The 20,523-nt window shown below is 62.7% G+C and carries 16 protein-coding genes; 9 read left to right on the forward strand and 7 right to left on the reverse strand.

Going from position 1 to position 20,523, the window contains the following annotated elements; all coding sequences use genetic code 11:
* Positions 1-15 precede the first annotated feature (15 nt).
* Complete coding sequence (locus G5229_RS12515; RefSeq protein ID WP_421209220.1) at positions 16-1,107, reverse strand: hypothetical protein; 1,092 nt, start codon at positions 1,105-1,107, stop codon at positions 16-18.
* A 292-nt stretch (positions 1,108-1,399) separates the two neighbouring features.
* Between G5229_RS12515 and G5229_RS12520 the strand changes: the two genes are divergently transcribed.
* From G5229_RS12520 to dtd, 5 genes are all read left to right on the forward strand, one after another.
* Entirely contained in the window at positions 1,400-2,833 is a 1,434-nt protein-coding gene (locus tag G5229_RS12520) for a DUF2867 domain-containing protein (protein WP_421209221.1), read from the forward strand.
* A gap of 169 nt (positions 2,834-3,002) precedes the next feature.
* The gene (locus G5229_RS12525) at positions 3,003-4,229 is read left to right on the forward strand and encodes an aromatic amino acid transporter (protein ID WP_100652317.1); all 1,227 of its coding nucleotides are present in this window, start codon (positions 3,003-3,005) and stop codon (positions 4,227-4,229) included.
* 254 nt (positions 4,230-4,483) lie between these two features.
* Complete coding sequence (locus G5229_RS12530) at positions 4,484-5,725, forward strand: malic enzyme-like NAD(P)-binding protein (protein WP_075116213.1); 1,242 nt, start codon at positions 4,484-4,486, stop codon at positions 5,723-5,725.
* Positions 5,726-5,901: 176 nt separating this feature from the next.
* Positions 5,902-6,774, forward strand: a complete 873-nt coding sequence (locus tag G5229_RS12535; protein ID WP_005340664.1) for a virulence factor BrkB family protein — start codon at positions 5,902-5,904, stop codon at positions 6,772-6,774.
* Positions 6,775-6,860: 86 nt separating this feature from the next.
* Positions 6,861-7,298 (forward strand): D-aminoacyl-tRNA deacylase, encoded by a 438-nt coding sequence (gene dtd, locus G5229_RS12540; protein WP_421209222.1) that lies wholly within the window; start codon positions 6,861-6,863, stop codon positions 7,296-7,298.
* On the opposite strand, the gene G5229_RS12545 is transcribed toward dtd, so the two are convergent.
* A complete protein-coding gene (locus tag G5229_RS12545; RefSeq protein ID WP_180342979.1) occupies positions 7,287-7,967 on the reverse strand; it encodes a spermidine synthase in 681 nt (226 codons plus the stop codon). The genes dtd and G5229_RS12545 overlap by 12 nt on opposite strands.
* Positions 7,968-8,018: 51 nt before the next feature.
* Here G5229_RS12545 and G5229_RS12550 point away from each other — a divergent pair, with 51 nt between their 5' ends.
* Positions 8,019-8,927 carry a bifunctional GNAT family N-acetyltransferase/hotdog fold thioesterase gene (locus G5229_RS12550; RefSeq protein WP_069527624.1) on the forward strand — a complete coding sequence of 303 codons (909 nt, stop codon included), beginning with the start codon at positions 8,019-8,021 and terminating at the stop codon, positions 8,925-8,927.
* A gap of 54 nt (positions 8,928-8,981) precedes the next feature.
* On the opposite strand, the gene G5229_RS12555 is transcribed toward G5229_RS12550, so the two are convergent.
* The 4 genes from G5229_RS12555 to gntU form a co-directional block, all read right to left on the reverse strand.
* The gene (locus G5229_RS12555; RefSeq protein ID WP_421209223.1) at positions 8,982-11,093 is read right to left on the reverse strand and encodes an AsmA family protein; all 2,112 of its coding nucleotides are present in this window, start codon (positions 11,091-11,093) and stop codon (positions 8,982-8,984) included.
* Positions 11,094-11,124: 31 nt separating this feature from the next.
* Complete coding sequence (gene recG / locus G5229_RS12560) at positions 11,125-13,194, reverse strand: ATP-dependent DNA helicase RecG (RefSeq protein WP_421209224.1); 2,070 nt, start codon at positions 13,192-13,194, stop codon at positions 11,125-11,127.
* Between the two features lie 190 nt (positions 13,195-13,384).
* Complete coding sequence (pssA, locus tag G5229_RS12565) at positions 13,385-14,734, reverse strand: CDP-diacylglycerol--serine O-phosphatidyltransferase (protein ID WP_346197841.1); 1,350 nt, start codon at positions 14,732-14,734, stop codon at positions 13,385-13,387.
* A 150-nt stretch (positions 14,735-14,884) separates the two neighbouring features.
* On the reverse strand, positions 14,885-16,225 hold the full coding sequence (gntU, locus tag G5229_RS12570) for a gluconate transporter (protein ID WP_302246945.1): 1,341 nt from the start codon (positions 16,223-16,225) through the stop codon (positions 14,885-14,887).
* 245 nt (positions 16,226-16,470) lie between these two features.
* On the opposite strand from gntU, the gene G5229_RS12575 reads away from it, so the two are divergent.
* From G5229_RS12575 to G5229_RS12585, 3 genes are read left to right on the forward strand one after another with little or no spacing between them, the layout of a single operon-like run.
* Complete coding sequence (locus tag G5229_RS12575) at positions 16,471-16,980, forward strand: gluconokinase (protein ID WP_005340649.1); 510 nt, start codon at positions 16,471-16,473, stop codon at positions 16,978-16,980.
* The gene (gene edd, locus G5229_RS12580) at positions 16,977-18,773 is read left to right on the forward strand and encodes a phosphogluconate dehydratase (RefSeq protein ID WP_421209225.1); all 1,797 of its coding nucleotides are present in this window, start codon (positions 16,977-16,979) and stop codon (positions 18,771-18,773) included. The genes G5229_RS12575 and edd overlap by 4 nt, the downstream gene beginning before the upstream one ends.
* 9 nt (positions 18,774-18,782) lie before the next feature.
* Complete coding sequence (locus G5229_RS12585) at positions 18,783-19,424, forward strand: bifunctional 4-hydroxy-2-oxoglutarate aldolase/2-dehydro-3-deoxy-phosphogluconate aldolase (protein ID WP_005342660.1); 642 nt, start codon at positions 18,783-18,785, stop codon at positions 19,422-19,424.
* Between the two features lie 86 nt (positions 19,425-19,510).
* Here the strand turns inward: G5229_RS12585 and G5229_RS12590 are convergent, their stop codons facing one another.
* Positions 19,511-20,518, reverse strand: a complete 1,008-nt coding sequence (locus G5229_RS12590) for a substrate-binding domain-containing protein (RefSeq protein ID WP_421209226.1) — start codon at positions 20,516-20,518, stop codon at positions 19,511-19,513.
* Positions 20,519-20,523 lie beyond the last annotated feature (5 nt).

Raw genomic sequence — 20,523 nt, forward strand, 5'->3', positions numbered from 1 at the left:
ATGCGGGTGCGGGGTTCAGACCCGCAGATCGATCTGCTGCACCCAGCCTCCCTTACCCTGTTCGGTGAGATAGAGGCCGGATTGGCGCAGCACCCCCTGATTGCCGCTCTCCCCCAGATGGTTGAAGGGGGTGTCGAGGGGGCGCAGCAGGATGGCGCCGATCCCCAGTTCGACCAGTGCGATAGGTGCGTGCTCCGGATGCCAGAACTGCAGGGCTGAAAACTGGCTATCCCCCTCATCCAGCACCCCGTTGCCATCCTCATCTAGGGTGGCCAACTCGCCGAAGCCATTGCCGGAGCGGGCACCGAACAGCTCGCCCCCATCGTCTATGGTGCCGTTGCCATTGCGATCCAGCGCCACAAAGCCGCTCCCTTCCCGCAGACCCGGCAGGCTATCCTCCTTGCCATCCTGATCGATATCGAAAGTGACCCGTGCCTCGGTCAGATCGGCAATCTTGCCATCCAGACTCAGCACCAGCGGATCCTTGAGGGCATTGAGGGTGGTGCGCCGCTGGCTCACCTCCAGTTGACGCCAGTCGAGCACAAAGCCGAGATCGAGCTGCATAGTCTGACCATCTTGAGTCGCTACGCTGGCTGACGCCACCACGTTGAGCTGCTCCTGTTGCAGCAGGGTGTCAGTCACCTCCACCAGTTGATCCGGCTCGGCGGCTTGAGCAGCGGCGTCTCCTTGGGTCACTCCATCGCCTCCTTCTTCGGAGGGTTTGATCGGCTTGGGCAGCTCGATTTCGTGGCCCAGCATCGCCTCGATCATCAGCTTGATCAGCCGCTGGCGGTTATCCAGTCCATCGTCGGGAATGCCATCCTGCTCTTTGCCGACTTCCGCTGCGGGCGGTGTGGGAGGCGTTGAAGCTTGCTGACTGGCGGCGGATTGCCTCGGGGTTTGCAGCGTCAGGGCGCTGGCGAGGGTCAGGGTGCTGCTGCGTTCGCCGGCCGCTGCCGTATTGTTGCCTTCCGGTGGATTAACTACGGGTGGCACTGGCCCAAGATTGCGCACCTTGCGGCTCTGGGCCTGTTGTTGCCGGTATTGCACCTCCCCCTGGAGGTCGTAGTGGTCGATGCGCATACGTTCGCCCTCGGCGCTATACATCTGGTCAGTTATCGACCGCTTAATGTACAGGGCTTAACACCAAATCGGACTAATCAGGGAGGTGGTTAGTACTAGGTTGCAAGGTGGCGGCGTGGCAGGATGGCAAGAGACTGGATGGTGGCGCTCTAGTTGAACATTTTCAGGTAACGCGGCGCACTCTGGCTGACAAGCGGCATCGGTGAGGATAGGGAGAATTACATGAGAAATTGTCTGGTGATGGACGTGGCGGGCTATGGTGGATTCCTGTCTGGCGCCCCTTGCATCAATATCAATGATGTTGAGGGCTTCACTCATGCGTAATTGTCTGGTGATGGGAGCGGCAGGCTATATCGGTTCCTATCTGGTGCCTCACCTGCAAACCCTCGGCTACAGGGTGATTGCCGGGGCGCGCCGTCCCTGCCGCTTGCCTGAGGGGGTCGAGTTTCGCCTCGCCGACAGCCTCAAGCCGATCACACTGCTGCCTGCGCTGGCGAACATAGACACAGTCTTCTATCTGGTGCATGCCATGGGGGCGGGGGCCGATTTTCACCGGCTGGAGCAGCAGGGGGTAAAGAATTTTGCTGCCGCCGCCCGTGCTGCCGGGGTGCGCCGTATCATCTATCTCGGGGCAATCCAGCCTGAACAGTGCAACAGCCGCCATCTCAACTCCCGCCGCTACTGTGGCGAGTTGTTTCGCGAATCTGGCGTACCGACGGTGGAGCTGCGCGCCGGCATCATCATCGGGCCCGGTTCGGCGGCGTTCGAGGTGATGCGGGATCTGGTGTTCAACCTGCCGATGATGGTGACGCCCAAATGGGTGCGCTCGCGCACGCCGCCGATTGCGCTGTCCAACCTGTTGCACTATCTGGGCGGGCTGGTAGAGGCAGACGAGGTGGATGGGCGCATCTTCAACGCGGTCGGCCCCGAGCTGCTCAGCTATCAGCAGCAGTTGCAGAAGTTCGCCGCCCATATCGGCAAGCGCTGCCCCATCATTCCCATCCCGTTTCTGAGCCCGCGCCTCTCCGCCTGGTGGCTGCAGTTTGTTACCTCGGTGCCGCAACCGGTAGCCAAGGCGCTGGTGGGTGGCCTCAAGCACGACATCCCGGCCGATGACGGCCCGCTGCGCGCCTTGCTGCCGCAGACCCTGCTCAGCTTCGACGAGGCGCTGGCGGAGAGTCTGGCGCTGGAGCAGAAGCTGGGTGCCGAGCAGCAGGGGCAGGAGACCCCCCTCGGCCTGCGCTGGCGCCATCCCGAATATGGTTTCTATGACCGTACCGCCAGCGGCGAGGCCATCTGCCTCGCCTCCCCCGAGGTGGTGTGGCAGGTGTTGCAGCAGCTGGGGGGGGAGCAGCGCTACTTCTACATGAACCAGCTGTGGGTGGTGCGCGAATGGATGGATCACCTGATCGGCGGCCCGGCCCGCACCCGTGGCCGCACCAATCCGGATCGTTTCGTGAAGGGGGATATGCTCGACTCCTGGCAGATCCTCGGGGTGGATGAGGGGCGCAGGCTCGATCTCTTGTTCAACATGAAGGCCCCGGGCGTCGGGCGGTTGGAGTTCAATATCCTGCCGGAGGAGTCCGGGTTGACCCGCATCCGGGTCACCGCTCACTGGCACCCGCAGGGCGCCTGGGGGCTGGCCTACTGGCTCGCCATGCTGCCGTTTCACCTCTTCATCTTTCAGGGGATGACCGAAGCCATCGCCCGTCAGGCCGAAGCGAGAGCGGGTATCCCGGTGATGGATTAACCCCTCTTCACACCATTCCCGCTGATAGAGTGCCCCGTTCGGGGCACTTTTTATGCCGCGGCCATGCCCGGTTATGGCAGATAGTGGTAGGCGTCTCATGGCAAAGGCTGGCATCATGCCGCGGTCTTGTTTACCGCGGATAGATAATCAGTCAGAAAAAGAAGGGATTATGAAGAAAAAACCGTCAATTTTGGGGGGCGCCTGCATCATTGCCAGCGTCTGCGTGGGAGCCGGCATGCTCGGTCTGCCGAGTTCGGGGGCGGGGGCCTGGACCCTCTGGTCGGTGCTGGCGCTGACCGTCACCATGGTGATGATGACCCTCTCCGGCTGGATGCTGCTGGAATCCTTCCAGCACCACGACATGCGGGTCTCCTTCAATACCGTGACTCGCGAGCTGCTGGGGGAGAAGCTCAATCTCCTCAACAACCTCTCGGTCTACTTTGTTGGCGGCATTCTGCTCTACGCCTATATCACCTCCTCCGGTGCCATCCTGCAGGGCATTCTGGGGATCGACAGCAAGCTCGCGTCCGTGTTGTTCGTGGCGCTCTTCTCTGCGGTGGTGTGGCACTCGACCCGCGCCGTTGACCGTATTTCGGTGGTACTGATCGCCTTCATGATCCTCAGCTTCGCCCTCGGTGTGGCCGGTCTGCTCGGCAGTATCAAGCTGCCGACCCTGCTTGATCTGGCGGGCAGCGAGAGCCGCTATGCTCCCTATGCCATGGCGATGCTGCCGGTGGCGCTCACCTCGTTCGGCTATCACCACTCGGTGGCCTCCCTGCGTGCCTACTACCAGAACGAGCAGCAGGCCAGATGGGCCATTCTGGGGGGAACCCTGATCGCGCTGGCGCTCTACGTGCTCTGGCTGTTGGGGATCTTCGGCAACCTTCCCCGTCAGGATTTTGCTCCCGTGATTGCCAAGGGAGGGGACGTGAGCGTGCTGCTCTCCGCCCTCTCCGGGGTCATTGAATCGGAGAAGGTGGCCAGCGCCATCAACGGCTTCTCCATGGCGGCCATCCTCTCCTCCTTTATCGGGGTGGGGCTCGGGGTGTTCGACTATCTGGCTGATCTGTTCAAGTTCGACAACAGCCGCGCCGGTCGCTGCAAGACCTGGGCGGTCACCTTCCTGCCGCCGCTGCTGCTCTCCCTGCTCTTCCCGTTCGGCTTCCTGCTGGCCATCGGCTATGCCGGTGCCGCCGCCACCATCTGGACCTGCATCATCCCGGCATTGCTGGTGCTGCGCACCCGGGCGCGGGCCGAGCGGGGCGAAGTGACACCCCACTTCGTCACCCCCGGCGGCAAGCTGATGGCCTGGCTGCTGATCCTGTTCGGATTGGCGACCGCGCTGTTCCACTTCCTGTCGATGGCAAATCTGTTGCCGGTCTATCTGGGCAACTGAGTCAGGTCTACAGCACTGACAGAAAGGGCGGCAAGGCCAACTTGCCGCCCTTTTTGCTCCATTTTCATCCCATGCGGCAGAATCTATAACTAAAGTGGTATGTTTGGGTGGGGTAAGGTGCTGAAATAACTGGTCTGATCTGGCTGATGGCAGCATGATCTGCTGGGCATGCCCACCGCTTTCTTTTATGATCCCCGCCCTTCTGCGTGCCCCCTGTCGGCACCTCATTTGCACCAACCACATCGGGGTCCCCCATGTCCGATCTGCGTCAAGAAGCACTCGATTACCACGCCCAGCCCGTACCGGGCAAAATTGCCATCGCCCTGACCAAGCCTGCCGAAACCGCCCGTGATCTGGCGCTGGCCTACAGCCCGGGTGTTGCCGAGCCGGTGCGCGAGATCGCCGCCAACCCGGCCGATGCCTATCGCTATACCGGCAAGGGCAATCTGGTGGCCGTCATCTCCAACGGCACCGCTATTCTGGGGCTGGGTAATCTGGGGCCGCTGGCCTCCAAGCCGGTGATGGAGGGCAAGGCCCTGTTGTTCAAGCGCTTCGCCGGTATCGACGCCATCGACATCGAGGTGAAGCACGAGACCAGCCAGCAGTTCATCGACACGGTGGCGGCTATCGCCGATACCTTCGGTGGCATCAATCTGGAAGATATCAAGGCGCCGGAGTGTTTCGAGATTGAAGAGGCGCTGATCGCGCGCTGCGACATACCGGTGTTCCACGATGACCAGCACGGTACCGCTATCGTCACCGCCGCCGGTCTGCTCAACGCGCTGGAGATTCAGGGCAAGCAGATCAGTGACAGCCGCATCGTCTGCATGGGGGCGGGGGCTGCCGCCACCGCCTGCATGGATTTGCTGATCAAGTGTGGCGCCAGAGCGCACAACATCTTCATGCTGGATCGTCAGGGTGTTATCCACACCGGCCGCAGCGATCTCAACAAGTACAAGCAGCGCTTCGCCAACGAGACCCCGCTGCGTACCCTGATGGATGTCATCGAAGGGGCTGATGTGTTTGTCGGTGTTTCCGGCCCCGACGTGCTGCCCGCTGAAGCGGTCGCCCTGATGGCGCCCAATCCGGTGATCTTTGCCTGCTCCAACCCGGACCCGGAGATCAAGCCTGCGCTGGCCCACGGGGTGCGCAGCGACCTCATCATGGGTACCGGCCGCTCCGACTACCCGAACCAGATCAACAACGTGCTCTGCTTCCCCTTCATCTTCCGCGGTGCCCTCGACGCCCGTGCCAGCCGCATCAACGATGCCATGAAGATTGCTGCGGTCGAGGCGATCCGCGCTCTGGCCAAGGAGCCGGTGCCGGCCGAGGTGCTGACTGCAGCCGGGGTGAGCGAGCTCGCCTTCGGCAAGGATTACGTCATTCCCAAGCCGATGGATGCCCGTCTGCTGCCGCGGGTTGCCCGCGCCGTGGCGCTGGCGGCGGTCGCCTCCGGCGTCGCCCGCATCGAGCTGCCCGCGGACTACATGCTGTAATCCGGCATTGCAAACGGCCCTATAGCGGGGCCGTTTTTATCTCTGCTTCTGGCGACAGCCAGAGACGCCAGCCGGGCGACAGGTTGGGGCTGATGGAGGCAAATCGGGTGCAAAGGTGGTCAAACAGCGCTCTCCTCTGACACAATATTGCCACTATGACGCTAACGAGAATCAAGATGCAGCAGCCTGTCAGCGGCCGTTTGGCCCACGCCCTCTCCTTCTTGCGCCATGATGGTCGCCACTTTGCCCAGTTTGTCTGGGGCCGTTTCCAGCAGGACAGATTGACGGTTACCGCCGGTTATCTGGCCTATGTCACCCTGCTTTCACTGGTGCCGATGATCGCCGTAGTCTTTGGCATGATGTCCGCCTTCCCGGTGTTCCAGAGCCTCAAGCAGGCGATGGAGCAGTTCGTCTACCACAACTTTGTGCCGACTGCGGGAGATATGCTCAAGGAGTACATCGACGGCTTCGTCGCCAATGCCACCAACACCACGGCAGTGGGGATAGGAGCGCTGGTGGTGGTGGCGCTGATGCTGATCTCCGCCATCGACAAGAACCTCAACTACATCTGGCGTTCGACCCAGGGCCGCCCGCTGGCGCAGGCGTTTGCCATGTACTGGATGATCCTGACCCTGGGGCCCGTGCTTATCGGGGCCAGTATCGCCATCTCCTCCTACATCTTCTCGCTGCGGTTGTTTGGCGCCGAGAGCCTGTTCGGCATCGGCTATCTGCTGCTGCGCGGCTTGCCGTTCCTCTTCTCGGTGCTCACCTTCCTGCTGGTCTATACCGTGGTGCCGAACTGCAAGGTGCGGCTGATCCACGCCTTTATCGGCGCGCTGGTAGCGGCGACCCTGTTCGAGCTGGCCAAGCGCGGCTTTGCCATTTACATCACCAACTTCCCCTCCTATCAGGCCATCTACGGCGCGCTGGCCACCATCCCGATCCTGTTTGTCTGGGTCTATTTGAGTTGGCTGGTTGTGCTGCTTGGTGCGGAGACTACCGCCTGCCTCGGCGAGTACGAGAAGCCGGCGAGCGAGGAGCTGGGCTAAGCCATCGCCTTGGCCACCGGTTTATTGGTAGCATCGACGACCGCCCCTGTGAGGGGGCGGTCGTTCTGTTTTGAGAGGAGAGGGATGTGATTGCATTGATTCAGCGGGTCAGCGAGGCTAGCGTGACCGTCGAGGGCGAAGTAACCGGCTCAATCGGTCAGGGGCTGCTGGTGCTGCTCGGGGTGGAGCAGGGGGATGATGAGGCCAAGGCCGACAAGCTGCTGCACAAGGTGAGCGGCTATCGGGTCTTCTCCGACGAGAATGGCAAGATGAACCTCAATGTCAGCCAGATCGGCGGCAGTCTGCTGGTTGTCTCCCAATTCACGCTGGCGGCCGATACCAAGAGCGGGATGCGCCCGAGCTTCTCCTGTGGTGCCCACCCGAGCGAGGCCGAACGCCTCTATGACTACTTCGTGGCCAGGGCCGCCGCCAGCGGCATCCCGACAGCAACCGGGCGTTTTGCCGCCGACATGAAGGTGGCGCTGGTCAACGACGGCCCGGTCACCTTCTGGCTACAGGTCTGAGGATGCCTGATCCCGCGGTATGACGTGGACGATCACGTTGATGAGCCCTGCGACCGGATAGGGGGTAGCCGGGCCAATCCACTGCTCGATCAGCGTCAGGGCGTGGGTTAGCTCCAGTTCGGTGCGCGGCAACAGGTTGATGACCAGAGTGCCGTTCAGCCGGGGGGCCAGCGCCCGGTAGAGCCGCTCCTGAAACAGCAGCAGCGGGTTGCCATCCTGACTGAAGAGATCGAGCAGGATGAGGTCGTACTGCTGCTCGCTCTGCTCGAGAAAGGCGAGGGCATCGGCCTGATGGAGTGTCGGAACGGCTTGCCCATCGTGCGCCTGATGCTGGAAAAACTGCTGATAAACGGTCAGCACCTCTTCGTCGAGGTCAACGCACTCGTGGCGAGCATCGGGCCAGCGCTGACTCAGATGGCGGGTGAGATCGCCGCCACCCAGCCCCAGTTCGAGGATTTGCTCAGCCCGCTCCGGTAGCAGGCAGGCGATGACCCGCTGATGGGGCAGACAGAGGGTCGCGGGGTCGGCGAGCGACATGGCGGATTGCACCACGCCATCTATCTCCAGCCAGCGGTGCTGGTCATTTTCCTGTACCGTGAGGCGGCGCTGGGGTTTGACGCTGAGGTGCAACAAGTGATCGGCTTGGTACGCTTGCAGATTGAAGTCCATGAATTTGCACGGCAAGATGGTTTCCGACCAGTGTAACTCAAGGATGAAACTATGTACCGGGTAGTCACCCCTCAGACAGTCGCCGAGCTGGATGCCTACTACCAGTTGCGCTGGGAACTTCTGCGTAAACCCTTCAATCTGCCGGTCGGTTCCGAGCGGGACGAATACGATACGGTCGCCATTCACCGGCTGATGCTGGCTCCCGATGGTACTCCCATCGCTGTGGGCCGCCTCTTTATCGGCGGTGACGAGGCGCAGATCCGCTTCATGGCGCTGCGTCCCGAATATCGCGGCCAGGGGCTGGGCGCCAAAATGGTGGAGGATCTCGAGCAGCTGGCCCGCAGCGAGAAGGTGAAACGGCTGGTGATGAACGCCCGTCAGGAGGCGGTGGAGTTCTATCGCAAGTGCGGTTTTCTCGAAGTGGGGGGTGGCCCCGTCTCCTTTGGTCGGATTCCCCATCGCCAGATGATCAAATCCCTGAGCCCGTTGCAGACTATCCAGTACCGGCCGGAGTGGTGTCAGGATCTCACCACCCGCTGGTCGCGCGGGGTACCCATCAGCGAGAAGATGGGGATGCATATCAGCCACTACGATGGCCAGACTTTCCACCTCAAGGCCAATTTGGCGGCCAACTTCAACGTGCATGGCAGCATGTTCGCCGGTAGTGTCTACAGCCAGTGCGTGCTGGCGGGCTGGGGGCTGATCTGGCTGCAGCTTAAAGAGGAGGGGCTGGTAGGCGAGCCGGTGCTGGCCGAGAGCACCATCAAATATCATGGCCCGGTCGATGAGGAGCCCGAGGCGCGAGTGGCCCGCGAGGGGATGCCCGCCGTGCTGCAGCCGCTCAAACGGGGGGAGCCTGCCACCTTCAGCCTCAAGATCCAGCTGTTCAGCGGCAGTAAACTGGCGGCGGAGTTCTGCGGCCACTACGTGGTGCAGCCGCCCCGCCGTCCGGGCCAGTAACCGCGTCGTTTCCCCATCAAACAACAAGGCCTCATTATGAGGCCTTGTCTGTTTTTACCCTTGCCGGCTGTCGCTTGCCTGCCCGGCTTGGGTCTGCACTTGGGCTTGGGCTTTCGGCGCGGGAGCCGGTCGCCAGAGCGGGGCACTGTTGCCTTGCGGAGGATAGCGTACTCCCACTTCCCAGCCGCAGGCGTCCTGCTTCTGAGGGAAGCTCCAGGCCAGCGTGGGGGCAGTTAGCGGCCCGCGCCACTGGCCGAGCAGCTCGGCGCAGCGGTTGCCATTGAGGATCCCCAGATCCAGCTGCCACTGCTCGTTGACCAGATCGATCCCCCCTTGCAGCGCCAGCAGATGGGTGATGGTGGAGGCACCAGCCTGCTCGATCTGCAGTTGCCCCTTGTCGATCTTGCCCAGCAGCTTGATGCGGTAGAAGGGGGTGTCACCCTCCTGCATCGCCTGCCACAGCTGATCCGGCGTCAGGGTGGGTGGGGTCGCCCCCTTGAACCACTCATCCAGCAGCGGATCTATCTTTACCTTGTCCCAGAACGGCTCGTCGGCATCGAGGGCAAAGCTGCCCTGCAGGGTCTGGCGCCACTCGCCCGCCGTTTTGCCGTGTTCGGCTTGCAGGTCGGCGCTCACGTCCGCCTTGCCGGCAAAGGAGACCGGGGAGTGGAATAGCTTGCCCCATTGCTGTAGATCCAGCTTGGTCGCCTGCAGTTGGAGGCGGCTGCTCTGGCCCGGTTCGCGGCCCCACTGGCCACTCAGGCTGAGGGAGCCCTCATCCGGCAGCGAGCTGGTGAGCTTGCCCAGTTGCCAGGAGCTGGGGGTCAGCTCCCCATACAGTTCGCCGTTGCGGGCGCTGAGGCCATCCCACACCAGCTCGAACCACTTGCTCTCGATACGAGCACGGCCGAGCAGCGGGCCGGGTTGGTTATCGCGCAGGGCGAGATCGCTCAGATAGAGCTGCCAGCCGGTCAGCGACAGGGGCAGGGTATCGTCGAAGGAGAGCACCTTGAGCTTGTCGAACGCCAGCTTGCGGATATCGACCTGCTGCGGGCGCCAGCTCTGCCAATCCTGCCACCACCCTTGCGGCAGGCTGATATCCATGCCGCTCAGCGCCACGTCTTTCAGGGTCAGCTTCTGCTGCTGGCTATCGAGGGAGAGCTCGACATTGAACTCCCCTTCATAGGCCTTGCCCTGCAGTTCGCCGTCGATCTGCTGGGGCGAGAAGGCGAGCTTGCCCTTGATCTCCTCCAGCTGGAACAGGCCACGGCCCATGTCGCCCAGGGTGCCGCTCAGATAGCCGGTGGGCTGGCTGCCCGCCTGCCAGTTGAAGGCGGTGAGCTGGCCGCTGAAGTTGTTGAAGGAGAGCTCCTGATTGATGTCGTTGAGGCTGACGCCGTCCAGCTGACCACGATCCAGCGATACGCTTTGCAACGGGAAGCGCTGCGGGAAGCCTTGCTGTGTCAGATCCCCCAGCTCGACCCGCATGCCGCGCGCCTTGAGGTCATGCAGTTGCAGGGTGCGAGCGGGCCAGTCCAGCACCATGCCGGTCTCCAGCAGACCGTCAAACAGGTTGGTCACCAGCTTGTCGGTGCGCAGCACTTCTCCTTCCAGCCGTCCTTGCAGGTTGAGACGGGCGAAGGTGAACTGCGGAGTCTCCAGCTGGCCGATATTGAGGCTCAGGTTGGCCTGTGGTTGCCGTTTCGGGTCGATCAGCTCCCAGTCGCTCAGGGTGGCATTGAGTCCGCGCAGGGTCAGCTCGGGGCTCTCCAGACTGAGCCGGTCTATGGTGCTGTCACTGATAGTGAGGGAATGCACCGGCAGGCTCGGCAGCTGGTTGGGCAGCGGCAGCTTGATGGCGGGACGAATGAGATCGAGATGGGCGATGCGCACGTCGCGGCTCAGCCAGTCGATGCTCTCGATCTCCAGATAGATCTTGTCGAGGGAGACCGCATCGCCGTAACGTACCTGCTCTGCCAGCAGGGTGTAAGGGTGCAGCGGGTTGAATACCAGTCGCCCTATGGTGACCGGCACGCCGGTCTGCTGGCTGATCCAGCTGGCGATGGGGCCTTTGGCGCGCTCGGCGTCGAACAGGCCGAGGGCAACCCAGACAAACAGCAGCAGGAAGGCGAAGGTGTAGAGCAGGCCGCGTAGCCAGGAATTCATGGTTGCTTTCCTCCTGTTTTGGGATGTGTTGTCAGGCGTTTGAGTAGTGGTCTCGCAGACCGAGCCAGCGCCGTATCAAGGGTTCGACATGACTCGGATGCCTATCCATGAGGAAGCGCGCCATTTTTTGCACCTGCGGAATAAGCGGCTGATCCCGCACCAGATCGGCGATCTTGAGATCGGCCAGACCGGTCTGGCGAGTGCCGAGCAGTTCCCCCGGGCCGCGCAGTTCCAGATCGCGCTGGGCGATGAGGAAGCCGTCGTTGGTCTCCCGCAGCACCCCGAGTCGGCTCTGGGCCGTCTTGGACAAGGGGGCATGATAGAGCAGCACGCAGTGAGAGGCCACCGCACCCCGGCCAACCCGGCCGCGCAGCTGGTGCAACTGCGCCAGCCCGAGCCGTTCCGGGTTCTCGATGATCATCAGGCTGGCGTTGGGCACATCCACCCCCACCTCGATGACGGTGGTGGCGACCAGCAGTTGCAGTATGCCTGCCTTGAACTCCTCCATCACCCGCTGTTTCTCCACCGGCCGCATCCGGCCGTGCACCAGCCCGATATGCAGACCGGGCAACAGGTTCTGCAGCTCGGCAGCGGTATCCTCGGCGGCCTGGCACTCCAGCACCTCCGACTCCTCGATCAGGGTGCAGACCCAGTAGGCCTGCTTGCCCTCGGTGCAGGCGAGCTTGACCCGTTCGATCACATCGCCGCGGCGGCTGTCGGGCAGCGCGACTGTGGTGATGGGGGTGCGGCCCGGCGGCAGTTCGTCGATGACCGAAGTATCGAGGTCGGCATAGGCGGTCATCGCCAGGGTGCGGGGGATAGGGGTGGCGGTCATGATGAGCTGATGGGGATGTACCCCTTCACGCTCCCCTTTCTCGCGCAGGGCGAGGCGCTGATGCACCCCGAATCTGTGCTGTTCATCGATGATGACTAAGGCGAGGCGCTGGAACACAACCTGCTCCTGAAAGATGGCGTGGGTGCCCACCACCATCTTGACGCTGCCATCTTTGATCGCGGCCAGCGACTCTTCCCGCGCCTTGCCTTTCTGTTTGCCCGCCAGCCAGCCGACTCCGATGCCGAGCGGCTCCAGCCACTTGGCGAAGTTGATGGCGTGCTGTTCCGCCAGCAGCTCGGTCGGCGCCATCAAGCCCACCTGACAGCCGTTGCCGATGGCCTGCAGGGCCGCCAGCGCCGCGACCAGGGTCTTGCCGGAGCCCACATCCCCCTGCACCAGCCGCATCATGGGGTGGCTCTGTTGCAGATCCTTACTTATCTCCGCTACTACCCTGCTCTGGGCGCCGGTGGGCTTGAACGGCAGGGCGCCGAGCAGTTGTTCAACCAGCGCGGGCGCCGGTTTGAGGGCGCGGGCCAGCTGGGTTTGCGCCTGAGCGCGCACCTTGAGTACCGAGAGGTTGTGAGCCAGCAGCTCCTCCAGTACCAGTCGCTGCTGGGCCGGATGTTGGCCGCTTTCCAGCAGCGGCAGCGCCACCGAGGGGGGCGGGCGGTGCAGCAATTTCAGGGCGGCGGCCAGCTCAATCTGGTGGGGATAGAGGCCGGCGGGCAGCAGCTCCTCCACGCCATAGAGGTCGAGCTGGGCCAGCGCCTGATCGGTGAGGTTGCGCAGGGTGAGCTGGCGCAGCCCTTCGGTAGTCGGGTAGACGGGGGTGAGCGCCTCTTCGGTCTGGCCGGCCTGCTCCTCGCCGAGCAGCTTGTACTCGGGATGGGCCATCTCCAGCCCGTATTTGCCGGGGCGAGCCTCGCCAAAGCAGCGGAGCAGACGGCCCGCCGCCAGACTGTTTTTCTGGGCGGCGGTGAAGTTGAAGAAGCGCAGGGTGAGGGTGCCGGTACCATCGCTGATGCGACAGACCATCATGCGGCGGCGCCCCATCACCAGCTGAGTGTCCTGGATTTCGCCCTCGACGGCGCCGTGCAGGCCGGGCGGCAGATCGCCGATGGGCCACACCTGGGTGCGGTCCTCGTAGCGCAGGGGAAGGTGGAACAGCAGATCCTGTACCGTGGCCAGCCCCAGCCGCTCGAGCTTCTCCAGCATCTTGCTGCCGACACCCTTGAGGCTATCGAGAGGAATTTTATCCAATTTCATCAATTAGATGCCCGAAAACACTGTAAATATGTCCAGATGATAGGGGTTGTTGAGGGGCCGATGCAAGCCGAGTCGCTGCTGGCAGGGCCGCCAAGGCGGGGGAAACGGCGGATATAACAAAGGCCTGCCGAAAACGGGAGGCCTTTGTGTGGCTGCCAACAGGCAAGGTGCGGGCGCATGGCGCCCAGGGTCAGATGATGCGCTTGAGCAGCAGGTGGGCCTTAACCCGGTGGATCCGTCCCAGCAGCTTGCGCACCTGTTCCGGGTAGTCCTGGATCTGTTCCACCTGATCGAAGTGGCTGATCCGCTTGGTGTTGGTCAGGATGTTATCCCGCTCCGCGTTGAACTGAGGGCGCAGCAGGTGGCGACGATCGTGTACCAGCAGGCCGTTCTCCAGATCCAGCGCCCAGGCGCGGGGGTTGAGGTTGTTGCCGGTGAGCAGGGCCCACTCGTCATCCACGAAGATCCCCTTGAGATGGTAGGAGTTGCGCTCGCAACACCAGAGCATCAGGTTGAGGCGACCGTCGTCGATGTGGCGCTGGTTGCGCTCGGCAAACTTGCGCAGGTTGGTCTCGTAGAGATAGGGCAGGCCACCGATGGTGGAGAACTTCTCTTCCGGCGGAATGAAGAAGTCGTTGGCGGTCTTGTCGCCCACTACGATGGTCACCTTGCAGCCGCGCTGCAGCAGATCCTCGATATCCTTGCTCAACTCCTTGGGCGGGTTGAAGTAAGGGGTGCAGATGAAGATCTCCCGCTCGGTGGCGCGCACCAGATTGCGGATCATCAGGTTGAGCTGATTGTTGCGCTTGCCCAGACCCACCATGGGGGTGACGGCCACCTCTTGAGTGTTGACCGGCATGGTGCTGAAGCGGTACTGGCTCTGGCGCAGGTTCTGCTTGAAGCGGCGGATTGGCCCCTTCAGCTGCTTGGCGCTGGGGATATCGCTGTGATCCAGTCGCTGCACCGCGTCGCTCTTCACGAACAGATCATCCACGTAGTTGACCATGCTGCGGGCCAGCTCCGGGCTGGTGATCTGGTGATAGCGATCGAAGCGGTAGCGATCCTGCTGGTGCAGGTAGATGTCGTTGAGGCTGGCACCGGAGTAGAGCACCACATCATCGAAGATGAAGCCCTTGAGGTGGAGCACGCCGAGCAGCTCGCGCCCTTTGACCGGCACGCCGTAGATTTCGATCTGGTGCTCGTGTTCGGCAGCCATGGCCTGATACATCAGGTGGTTGCCGCCCTGCTTGCCCTTGCCGATCAGGCCGCGCTGGGCACGGTGAAAGTCGACGAACAGCTTGATGTCGAGGGCCGGATTGCGCTGCTTGGCGGCGTAGAGGGCGGAGAGGATCTCCCGGCCTGCTTCGTCATCCTGCAGATAGAGCGCGACCAGATAGATGCGCCGGGTGGCACTGGCGATAAGCGCAAGAATGCGGCGTTTGAAATCCTGGGCGCTGTAGAGCACTTCAAACTGATCCGCTGCGACGGCGATCTGGGGCAGGCGCGCCAGCAGTTGTCGATAATGGGCCGATGAATGCATAGATAAACCTGAAATCACGGGGTTAAGCGTTCCACTCGGAGCGATGAATAGGCGATTCTAGCAATCTCGCCCTCTCAGCCAAAGAAAGAATCATCAGAAAGATGAAAAAGGCCTCACGAGTGAGGCCTTTTTGTCAGCATTTTGCCCTTGTCAGAGGAAGCTGTAGATGATCATCGCCATCACGCCGCCGGTGGTGCCGATGATGGTTTCCATCACGGTCCAGGTCTGCAGGGTCTGCTTCTCGGTGAGGCCGAGGTAGCGGTTGGCCAGCCAGAAACCGGAGTCGTTGACGTGGGAGAGCACGATGGCACCGCCGCCGATGGCGATGGTGACGGCCGCCAGCTGGGCACCGTTCAGGCCGAGCGGCTCCAGCATCGGCAGCACCAGACCACAGGCGGTCAGCATGGCGACGGTGGCAGAGCCCTGAATCACCCGTACCGCAGCGGCCAGAATGAAGGCCAGCGCGACGATGGGCAGACCGGAATCGGCCAGCATGTTGCCAAGGGCGGCACCCACACCGGAATCAACCAGCACCTGCTTGAACACGCCACCGGCACCGGTCACCAGAATGATGACGCCCGCCGGCTGGATGGCGCTGTTGCAGACGCTCATCACCTCGTCACGGGACATGCCGCGGCGAATGCCCAGCAGATAGAAGGCGGCCAGACAGGCGACCATGATGGCGGTGAAGGGGTGACCGATGAACTCCAGCCAGTTGTGCAGGGTGGAGCCCGCCTCGACGAAACGACCGACGATGGTCTTGAGGCCGATCAGCAGCAGCGGCAGACCGATGAGGCCCATGGCCAGCCCAAAGGAGGGCAGGGATTTGCTGTCATCGTGGACACTGTTCTGGGCATCGGCAGGCAGCGGTACATCGACGATCTTGCTGATGAAGTCACCGAACAGCGGGCCCGCCAGGATCAGCGCCGGTATGGCGGCGATCAGGCCGAACAGGATCATGTAGCCGAAGTCGGCACCCAGCTGGGAAGCGACCAGGATCGGGCCCGGCGCCGGAATAAGGAACGCCTGACAGGTGGCGATACCCGCCAGCAGGGCGATACCGATCTTCACTACGCTGCCGCCGCCACGACGGACGATGGCGAAGGCGACGCCGATCAGCAGCACCACGGCCACGTCAAAGAAGAGCGGCAGGGCGCAGACAAAGCCGGTCAGGGCCATGGCCCAGTTGGCGCGCTTGACGCCGAACTTGCCGAGCAGGGTGTGAGCCACCCGGTCGAGGGCACCGGTCACTTCCATCACCTTGCCGAACATGGCGCCCAGCGCCACCACCACGGCGACGAAACCGAGGGTGCCACCCATCCCTTTCTGGATGGTGTTGGCGATATCGGCCGGGTTCATGCCAGCGGCGAGACCCGCCACCATGGAGACCAGGATCAGGGCTACCACGGCGTGGAGCCGGGCCTTCATCACCAGGAAGAGCAGCAGCACAATCGAGCCGGCGGCTGTCATGATCAGGGAGAGGTCAGACATTGTTATGCGTTCCTTTTTCCAAGTTCAGTCGTGACACCTTGCCGATCCGTCGGCAAACCATATCTTTATGATTTATTTAGATTTATGGCAAGGGCTCAACATCATATGCCCAGGTGACTATGGGTTTGCTCAGTCTGTGGCAGACTTCACATTTTCAATCGTTACCGGTAACATGTTACCGGTAACGTGTTAGATTAGAACCCATCAACAGCTGGTTTTTTGAAAAGTGGGACAGAGGTCAAATTATGGCGGGTAAGTGCATTATCGTGATGGGTGTGTGTGGTAGCGGCAAATCCAGCGTGGGTCTGAAAGTGGCCGAAGCGCTGGGCGCCAAGTTCATCGATGGTGATGACCTGCACCCCAAGGCCAACATCCAGAAGATGGCTGGCGGCAACCCCCTCAACGATGAGGATCGTGCCCCCTGGCTGGAGCGGATCCGCGACGCCGCCTACAGTCTCGAGCAGAAGAACGAGACCGGCATCATTGTCTGTTCCGCCCTCAAAAAGAAGTACCGCGACCAGATCCGCGAAGGCAACGAGTCGGTCAGCTTCATTTTCCTCGATGGCAGCCAGCCGCTGATCCTCGAGCGGATGCGTGCCCGCAAGGGCCACTTCATGCGTGAAAGCATGGTACAAAGTCAGTTCGATACTCTGGAGCGCCCGGATGGCGAAGCCGGTGTATTCCACATTGATATAGACGGCACCTTCGAACAGGTGGTTGACCGCGCCGTCACAGCATTGGAGCAAGCCCAATGATTCATAAGGTAATTTCCGACGTCACTGCCCTCATCCGCGAGCGCAGTGCCGCCCGCCGTCAGGCCTTTATGGCCCGCATCCAGCGTCAGGCCGAGCAAGGCAAGACCCGCGCCGCACTGGCCTGCGGCAACCTGGCCCACGCCGTGGCCGCCTGCAGCAGTGACGAGAAGGGTCGCATCCTCGACATGACCCGTGCCAACGTCGGTATCGTCACCGCCTACAACGACATGCTGAGTGCCCATCAGCCCTATCAGGGCTATCCGGATATCATCAAGGGTGCGCTGGCCGAGCTGGGCCACAGCGCCCAGGTTGCTGGCGGCGTGCCCGCCATGTGCGATGGCGTGACCCAGGGGCAGCCGGGGATGGACATGTCCCTCTTCTCCCGCGACCTGATCGCCCAAGCGACCGCACTGTCGCTCTCTCACAACACCTTTGATGCCACCCTGCTGCTCGGTATCTGCGACAAGATCGCTCCAGGTCAGATCATGGGGGCCCTCTCCCATGCTCACCTGCCGACTGCATTTGTTCCTGCCGGCCCCATGGCGAGCGGCATCAGCAATGACGAGAAGGTGAAGGTGCGTCAGAAGTACGCCGCCGGTGAAGTGGGTCGCGATGCCCTGCTGGAGATGGAGTGCGGTGCCTACCATGCGGCAGGCACCTGTACCTTCTACGGCACCGCCAACACCAACCAGCTGGTATTCGAGGCCATGGGCCTGATGCTGCCGGGCTCTGCTTTTGTGCATCCCCATAGCGAGCTGCGCCGCGCCCTGACCGCCGAAGCGGCCCGCCGTATCAGCGCCATGATCCCGGGTTCCCCGGCCTATCGCCCCCTGAGCGAGGTGCTGGACGAGCGTTCGCTGGTCAACGGTCTGGTGGCCCTGCTCGCCTCCGGCGGCAGTACCAACCACAGCATCCACATGGTGGCGCTGGCCCGCGCCGCCGGTCTGGTACTGACCTGGGATGACATCAGCGATCTCTCCGACGTGGTGCCGCTGCTGGTTCGCATGTACCCGAACGGCCCAGCCGACGTCAACGCCTTCGAGCAGGCGGGCGGTGTGCCCGGCCTGATGCGCCGTCTGGCGCAAGAGGGGCTGATCCACATGGATGCCACTCCGGTCTTTGGCGAGATGCAGGATTACCTCAGCCGTCCGGCATTGGTCGATGGCCAGCTGGTATGGCAGCCGGTGGGCGAGAGCGGCGATGCGAGCGTGTTGTCGCCTTCCGGCAGCGTATTCCAGGCCACTGGCGGCACCAAGCTGCTGGCGGGTAATCTGGGCCGCGCCGTGGTCAAGGTCTCCGCCGTGGCTCCCGAGTATCGGGTGATTGAAGCGCCAGCGCGGGTCTTCTCCTCCCAGCATGCGGTGGAAGCGGCCTACAAGGCGGGCGATCTCAATCAGGACGCCGTGATCGTGGTGCGCCACAATGGTCCGGCCGCCAACGGCATGCCGGAGCTGCACAAGCTGATGCCGGTGCTCGGCAACCTGCAGAAGGCGGGTTACAAGGTGGCGCTGGTCACCGATGGCCGTCTCTCCGGTGCTTCCGGCAAGATCCCGGCCGCCATCCACGTCACCCCGGAAGCGCTGCACGGCGGGGCCATCGGCCTGCTCGCTGACGGCGACCTGCTGCGGGTTGACGCGGTAAACGGCAGCCTCGACTGTCTGACCGATTTGAGTGGCCGTACCCAGGCCGAGATTGACCTCACTCTGGAACAAGAGGGGTGGGGCCGTGAACTGTTCAGCGTGATGCGTCGCGCGGTATCGAGCGCCGAGTGTGGCGCTACCATCTTTGACTAAGGAAGAGCTATGCAGAACTGGAAAGTGACCCCGGCCGAGGTGTTTGCCGCCTCCCCGCTGGTACCCGTGATGGTTATCAACGAGCTGGATCAGGCCCTGCCGATGGCCAAGGCGCTGCTCGACGGCGGCATCTCGGTGTTCGAAATCACCCTGCGCACCCCGGTGGCGCTCGATGCCATCGCCCTCATCGCCAAGGCGATGCCGGATGCCATGGTCGGTGCCGGTACCGTGCTCAACTGCGAGCAGTTTGATGCCGCCGTCGCCGCCGGTGCCCGTTTCGTCATCTCCCCGGGGATGACCCCGGCCCTGCTGGCTCACGCCGCCAAGAGCACTGCACCGCTGATCCCGGGCGTTGCCACTCCTTCCGAGGTGATGCAGGCGCTGGAAGCGGGCTACGACCACCTGAAGTTCTTCCCGGCTGAAGCGAACGGCGGCACCAAGGCGCTCTCCGCCATTGCTGCGCCGCTGCCCCAGGTGAAGTTCTGCCCGACCGGCGGTATCGGCCCGAAAAACGTGGCCGACTATCTGGCACTCAAGTGCGTGGCCACCGTCGGCGGCTCCTGGATGCTGCCAGCCGATGCGGTCAAGAGCGGCAACTGGGAAGAGGTGACTCGCCTCTCCCGCGAAGCGGTTGAATTGGTTAAACGCTAAGCATCAGTTGTGTGCAGAAAACCAAGCAGGCCACCCTCGGGTGGCCTGCTTGTTATCGGCGTGATTTAAGTGGGTGAGGGAAGGGATTAACCCAGACTCTCCCCGACATAGAGGGAGAAGCCGATATCTTTGCGGGTATCGGGTTGGAATTGGCCGCTGAGACGCGCCAGCAGCATGGTGGCCGCCTCCCGACCGATCGCTTCCCGCGGGGTGGCGATACTGGCCAGCTTGGGGGTCATGGCGTGGCCGATGTCGAGGGCGTTGCAACCGGCGATGGCGATCTGCTGGGGCACCGGGATCCACTTGGCCTGACACTGCAGCAGGGCGCCCACCGCCAGGTCATCGTTGGTGCAGAACAGGCCGTCGAGGTCGGGATAGCGCACCAGCGCCTGATCCAGCAGCTCGCCCCCCAGAGTGAAGCTGGAGGATTGTTCGGTCAGCAGATGCTGGCCGGTGAGGCCGAAGTCGGTCATCGCCTGATAGTAACCCTCCATCCGCAGCTGGGTACGCACGTCGAGCCGCGCCCCCAGATAGACCACCTTGCGTCGGCCCCGGCGCAGCATCTCTGTTACCATGGCCCGGGCCGCGGCTCTATGGTCCATGCCGACCACCATATCGATGGGGGTTTGCGGCAGATCCATGGTCTCCACCACCGGAATGCCGGCGGTGGCGATCATCTTGCGGGTACGCTCGGTGTGCTGGCTGTCGGAGAGGATTAGCCCATCCACGTGATAGGAGAGCAGGGACGCGACCTGCTCCTCTTCTCGCTCCGGGCTGTAGCCATAGTGGGCCAGCAGGGTCTGGTAACCGGCCGGTCGGGTTACCGACTCGATGCCATGGATCACCGCCGAGAAGACCTGGTTGGAGAGGGAGGGGATCAGAATGCCGATCGCCTTGCTGGTCGCGTTGGAGAGAATATCCGGCGCCCGGTTGGGGATATAACCCAGCTCTTCCACCACAGCCGCGATCCGCTCGCGGGTCCCTTCCGCTACGGTCTGCGGGTCGCGCAGATAGCGGCTGACAGTCATCTTGGTCACGCCGGTCTGGTCGGCGATATCTTGCAGGGTGGGGCGGCGCTTGCGGGTGGGGCTCATAGGGG

It is taken from the genome of Aeromonas sp. 602396 (assembly GCF_049173735.1).
In the GTDB taxonomy this organism is placed as follows: Bacteria; Pseudomonadota; Gammaproteobacteria; order Enterobacterales; family Aeromonadaceae; genus Aeromonas; species Aeromonas veronii_A.

Excerpts from the sequence above, each read along its gene's own strand:
- G5229_RS12515 (WP_421209220.1), bottom strand. The coding sequence starts at position 1,107 with ATGTATAGCGCCGAGGGCGAACGTATGCGCATCGACCACTACGACCTC.
- G5229_RS12520 (WP_421209221.1), top strand. The coding sequence starts at position 1,400 with ATGCGTAATTGTCTGGTGATGGGAGCGGCAGGCTATATCGGTTCCTAT.
- G5229_RS12525 (WP_100652317.1), top strand. The coding sequence starts at position 3,003 with ATGAAGAAAAAACCGTCAATTTTGGGGGGCGCCTGCATCATTGCCAGC.
- G5229_RS12530 (WP_075116213.1), top strand. The coding sequence starts at position 4,484 with ATGTCCGATCTGCGTCAAGAAGCACTCGATTACCACGCCCAGCCCGTA.
- G5229_RS12535 (WP_005340664.1), top strand. The coding sequence starts at position 5,902 with ATGCAGCAGCCTGTCAGCGGCCGTTTGGCCCACGCCCTCTCCTTCTTG.
- G5229_RS12545 (WP_180342979.1), bottom strand. The coding sequence starts at position 7,967 with ATGGACTTCAATCTGCAAGCGTACCAAGCCGATCACTTGTTGCACCTC.
- G5229_RS12550 (WP_069527624.1), top strand. The coding sequence starts at position 8,019 with ATGTACCGGGTAGTCACCCCTCAGACAGTCGCCGAGCTGGATGCCTAC.
- G5229_RS12555 (WP_421209223.1), bottom strand. The coding sequence starts at position 11,093 with ATGAATTCCTGGCTACGCGGCCTGCTCTACACCTTCGCCTTCCTGCTG.
- recG (WP_421209224.1), bottom strand. The coding sequence starts at position 13,194 with ATGAAATTGGATAAAATTCCTCTCGATAGCCTCAAGGGTGTCGGCAGC.
- pssA (WP_346197841.1), bottom strand. The coding sequence starts at position 14,734 with ATGCATTCATCGGCCCATTATCGACAACTGCTGGCGCGCCTGCCCCAG.
- gntU (WP_302246945.1), bottom strand. The coding sequence starts at position 16,225 with ATGTCTGACCTCTCCCTGATCATGACAGCCGCCGGCTCGATTGTGCTG.
- G5229_RS12575 (WP_005340649.1), top strand. The coding sequence starts at position 16,471 with ATGGCGGGTAAGTGCATTATCGTGATGGGTGTGTGTGGTAGCGGCAAA.
- edd (WP_421209225.1), top strand. The coding sequence starts at position 16,977 with ATGATTCATAAGGTAATTTCCGACGTCACTGCCCTCATCCGCGAGCGC.
- G5229_RS12585 (WP_005342660.1), top strand. The coding sequence starts at position 18,783 with ATGCAGAACTGGAAAGTGACCCCGGCCGAGGTGTTTGCCGCCTCCCCG.
- G5229_RS12590 (WP_421209226.1), bottom strand. The coding sequence starts at position 20,518 with ATGAGCCCCACCCGCAAGCGCCGCCCCACCCTGCAAGATATCGCCGAC.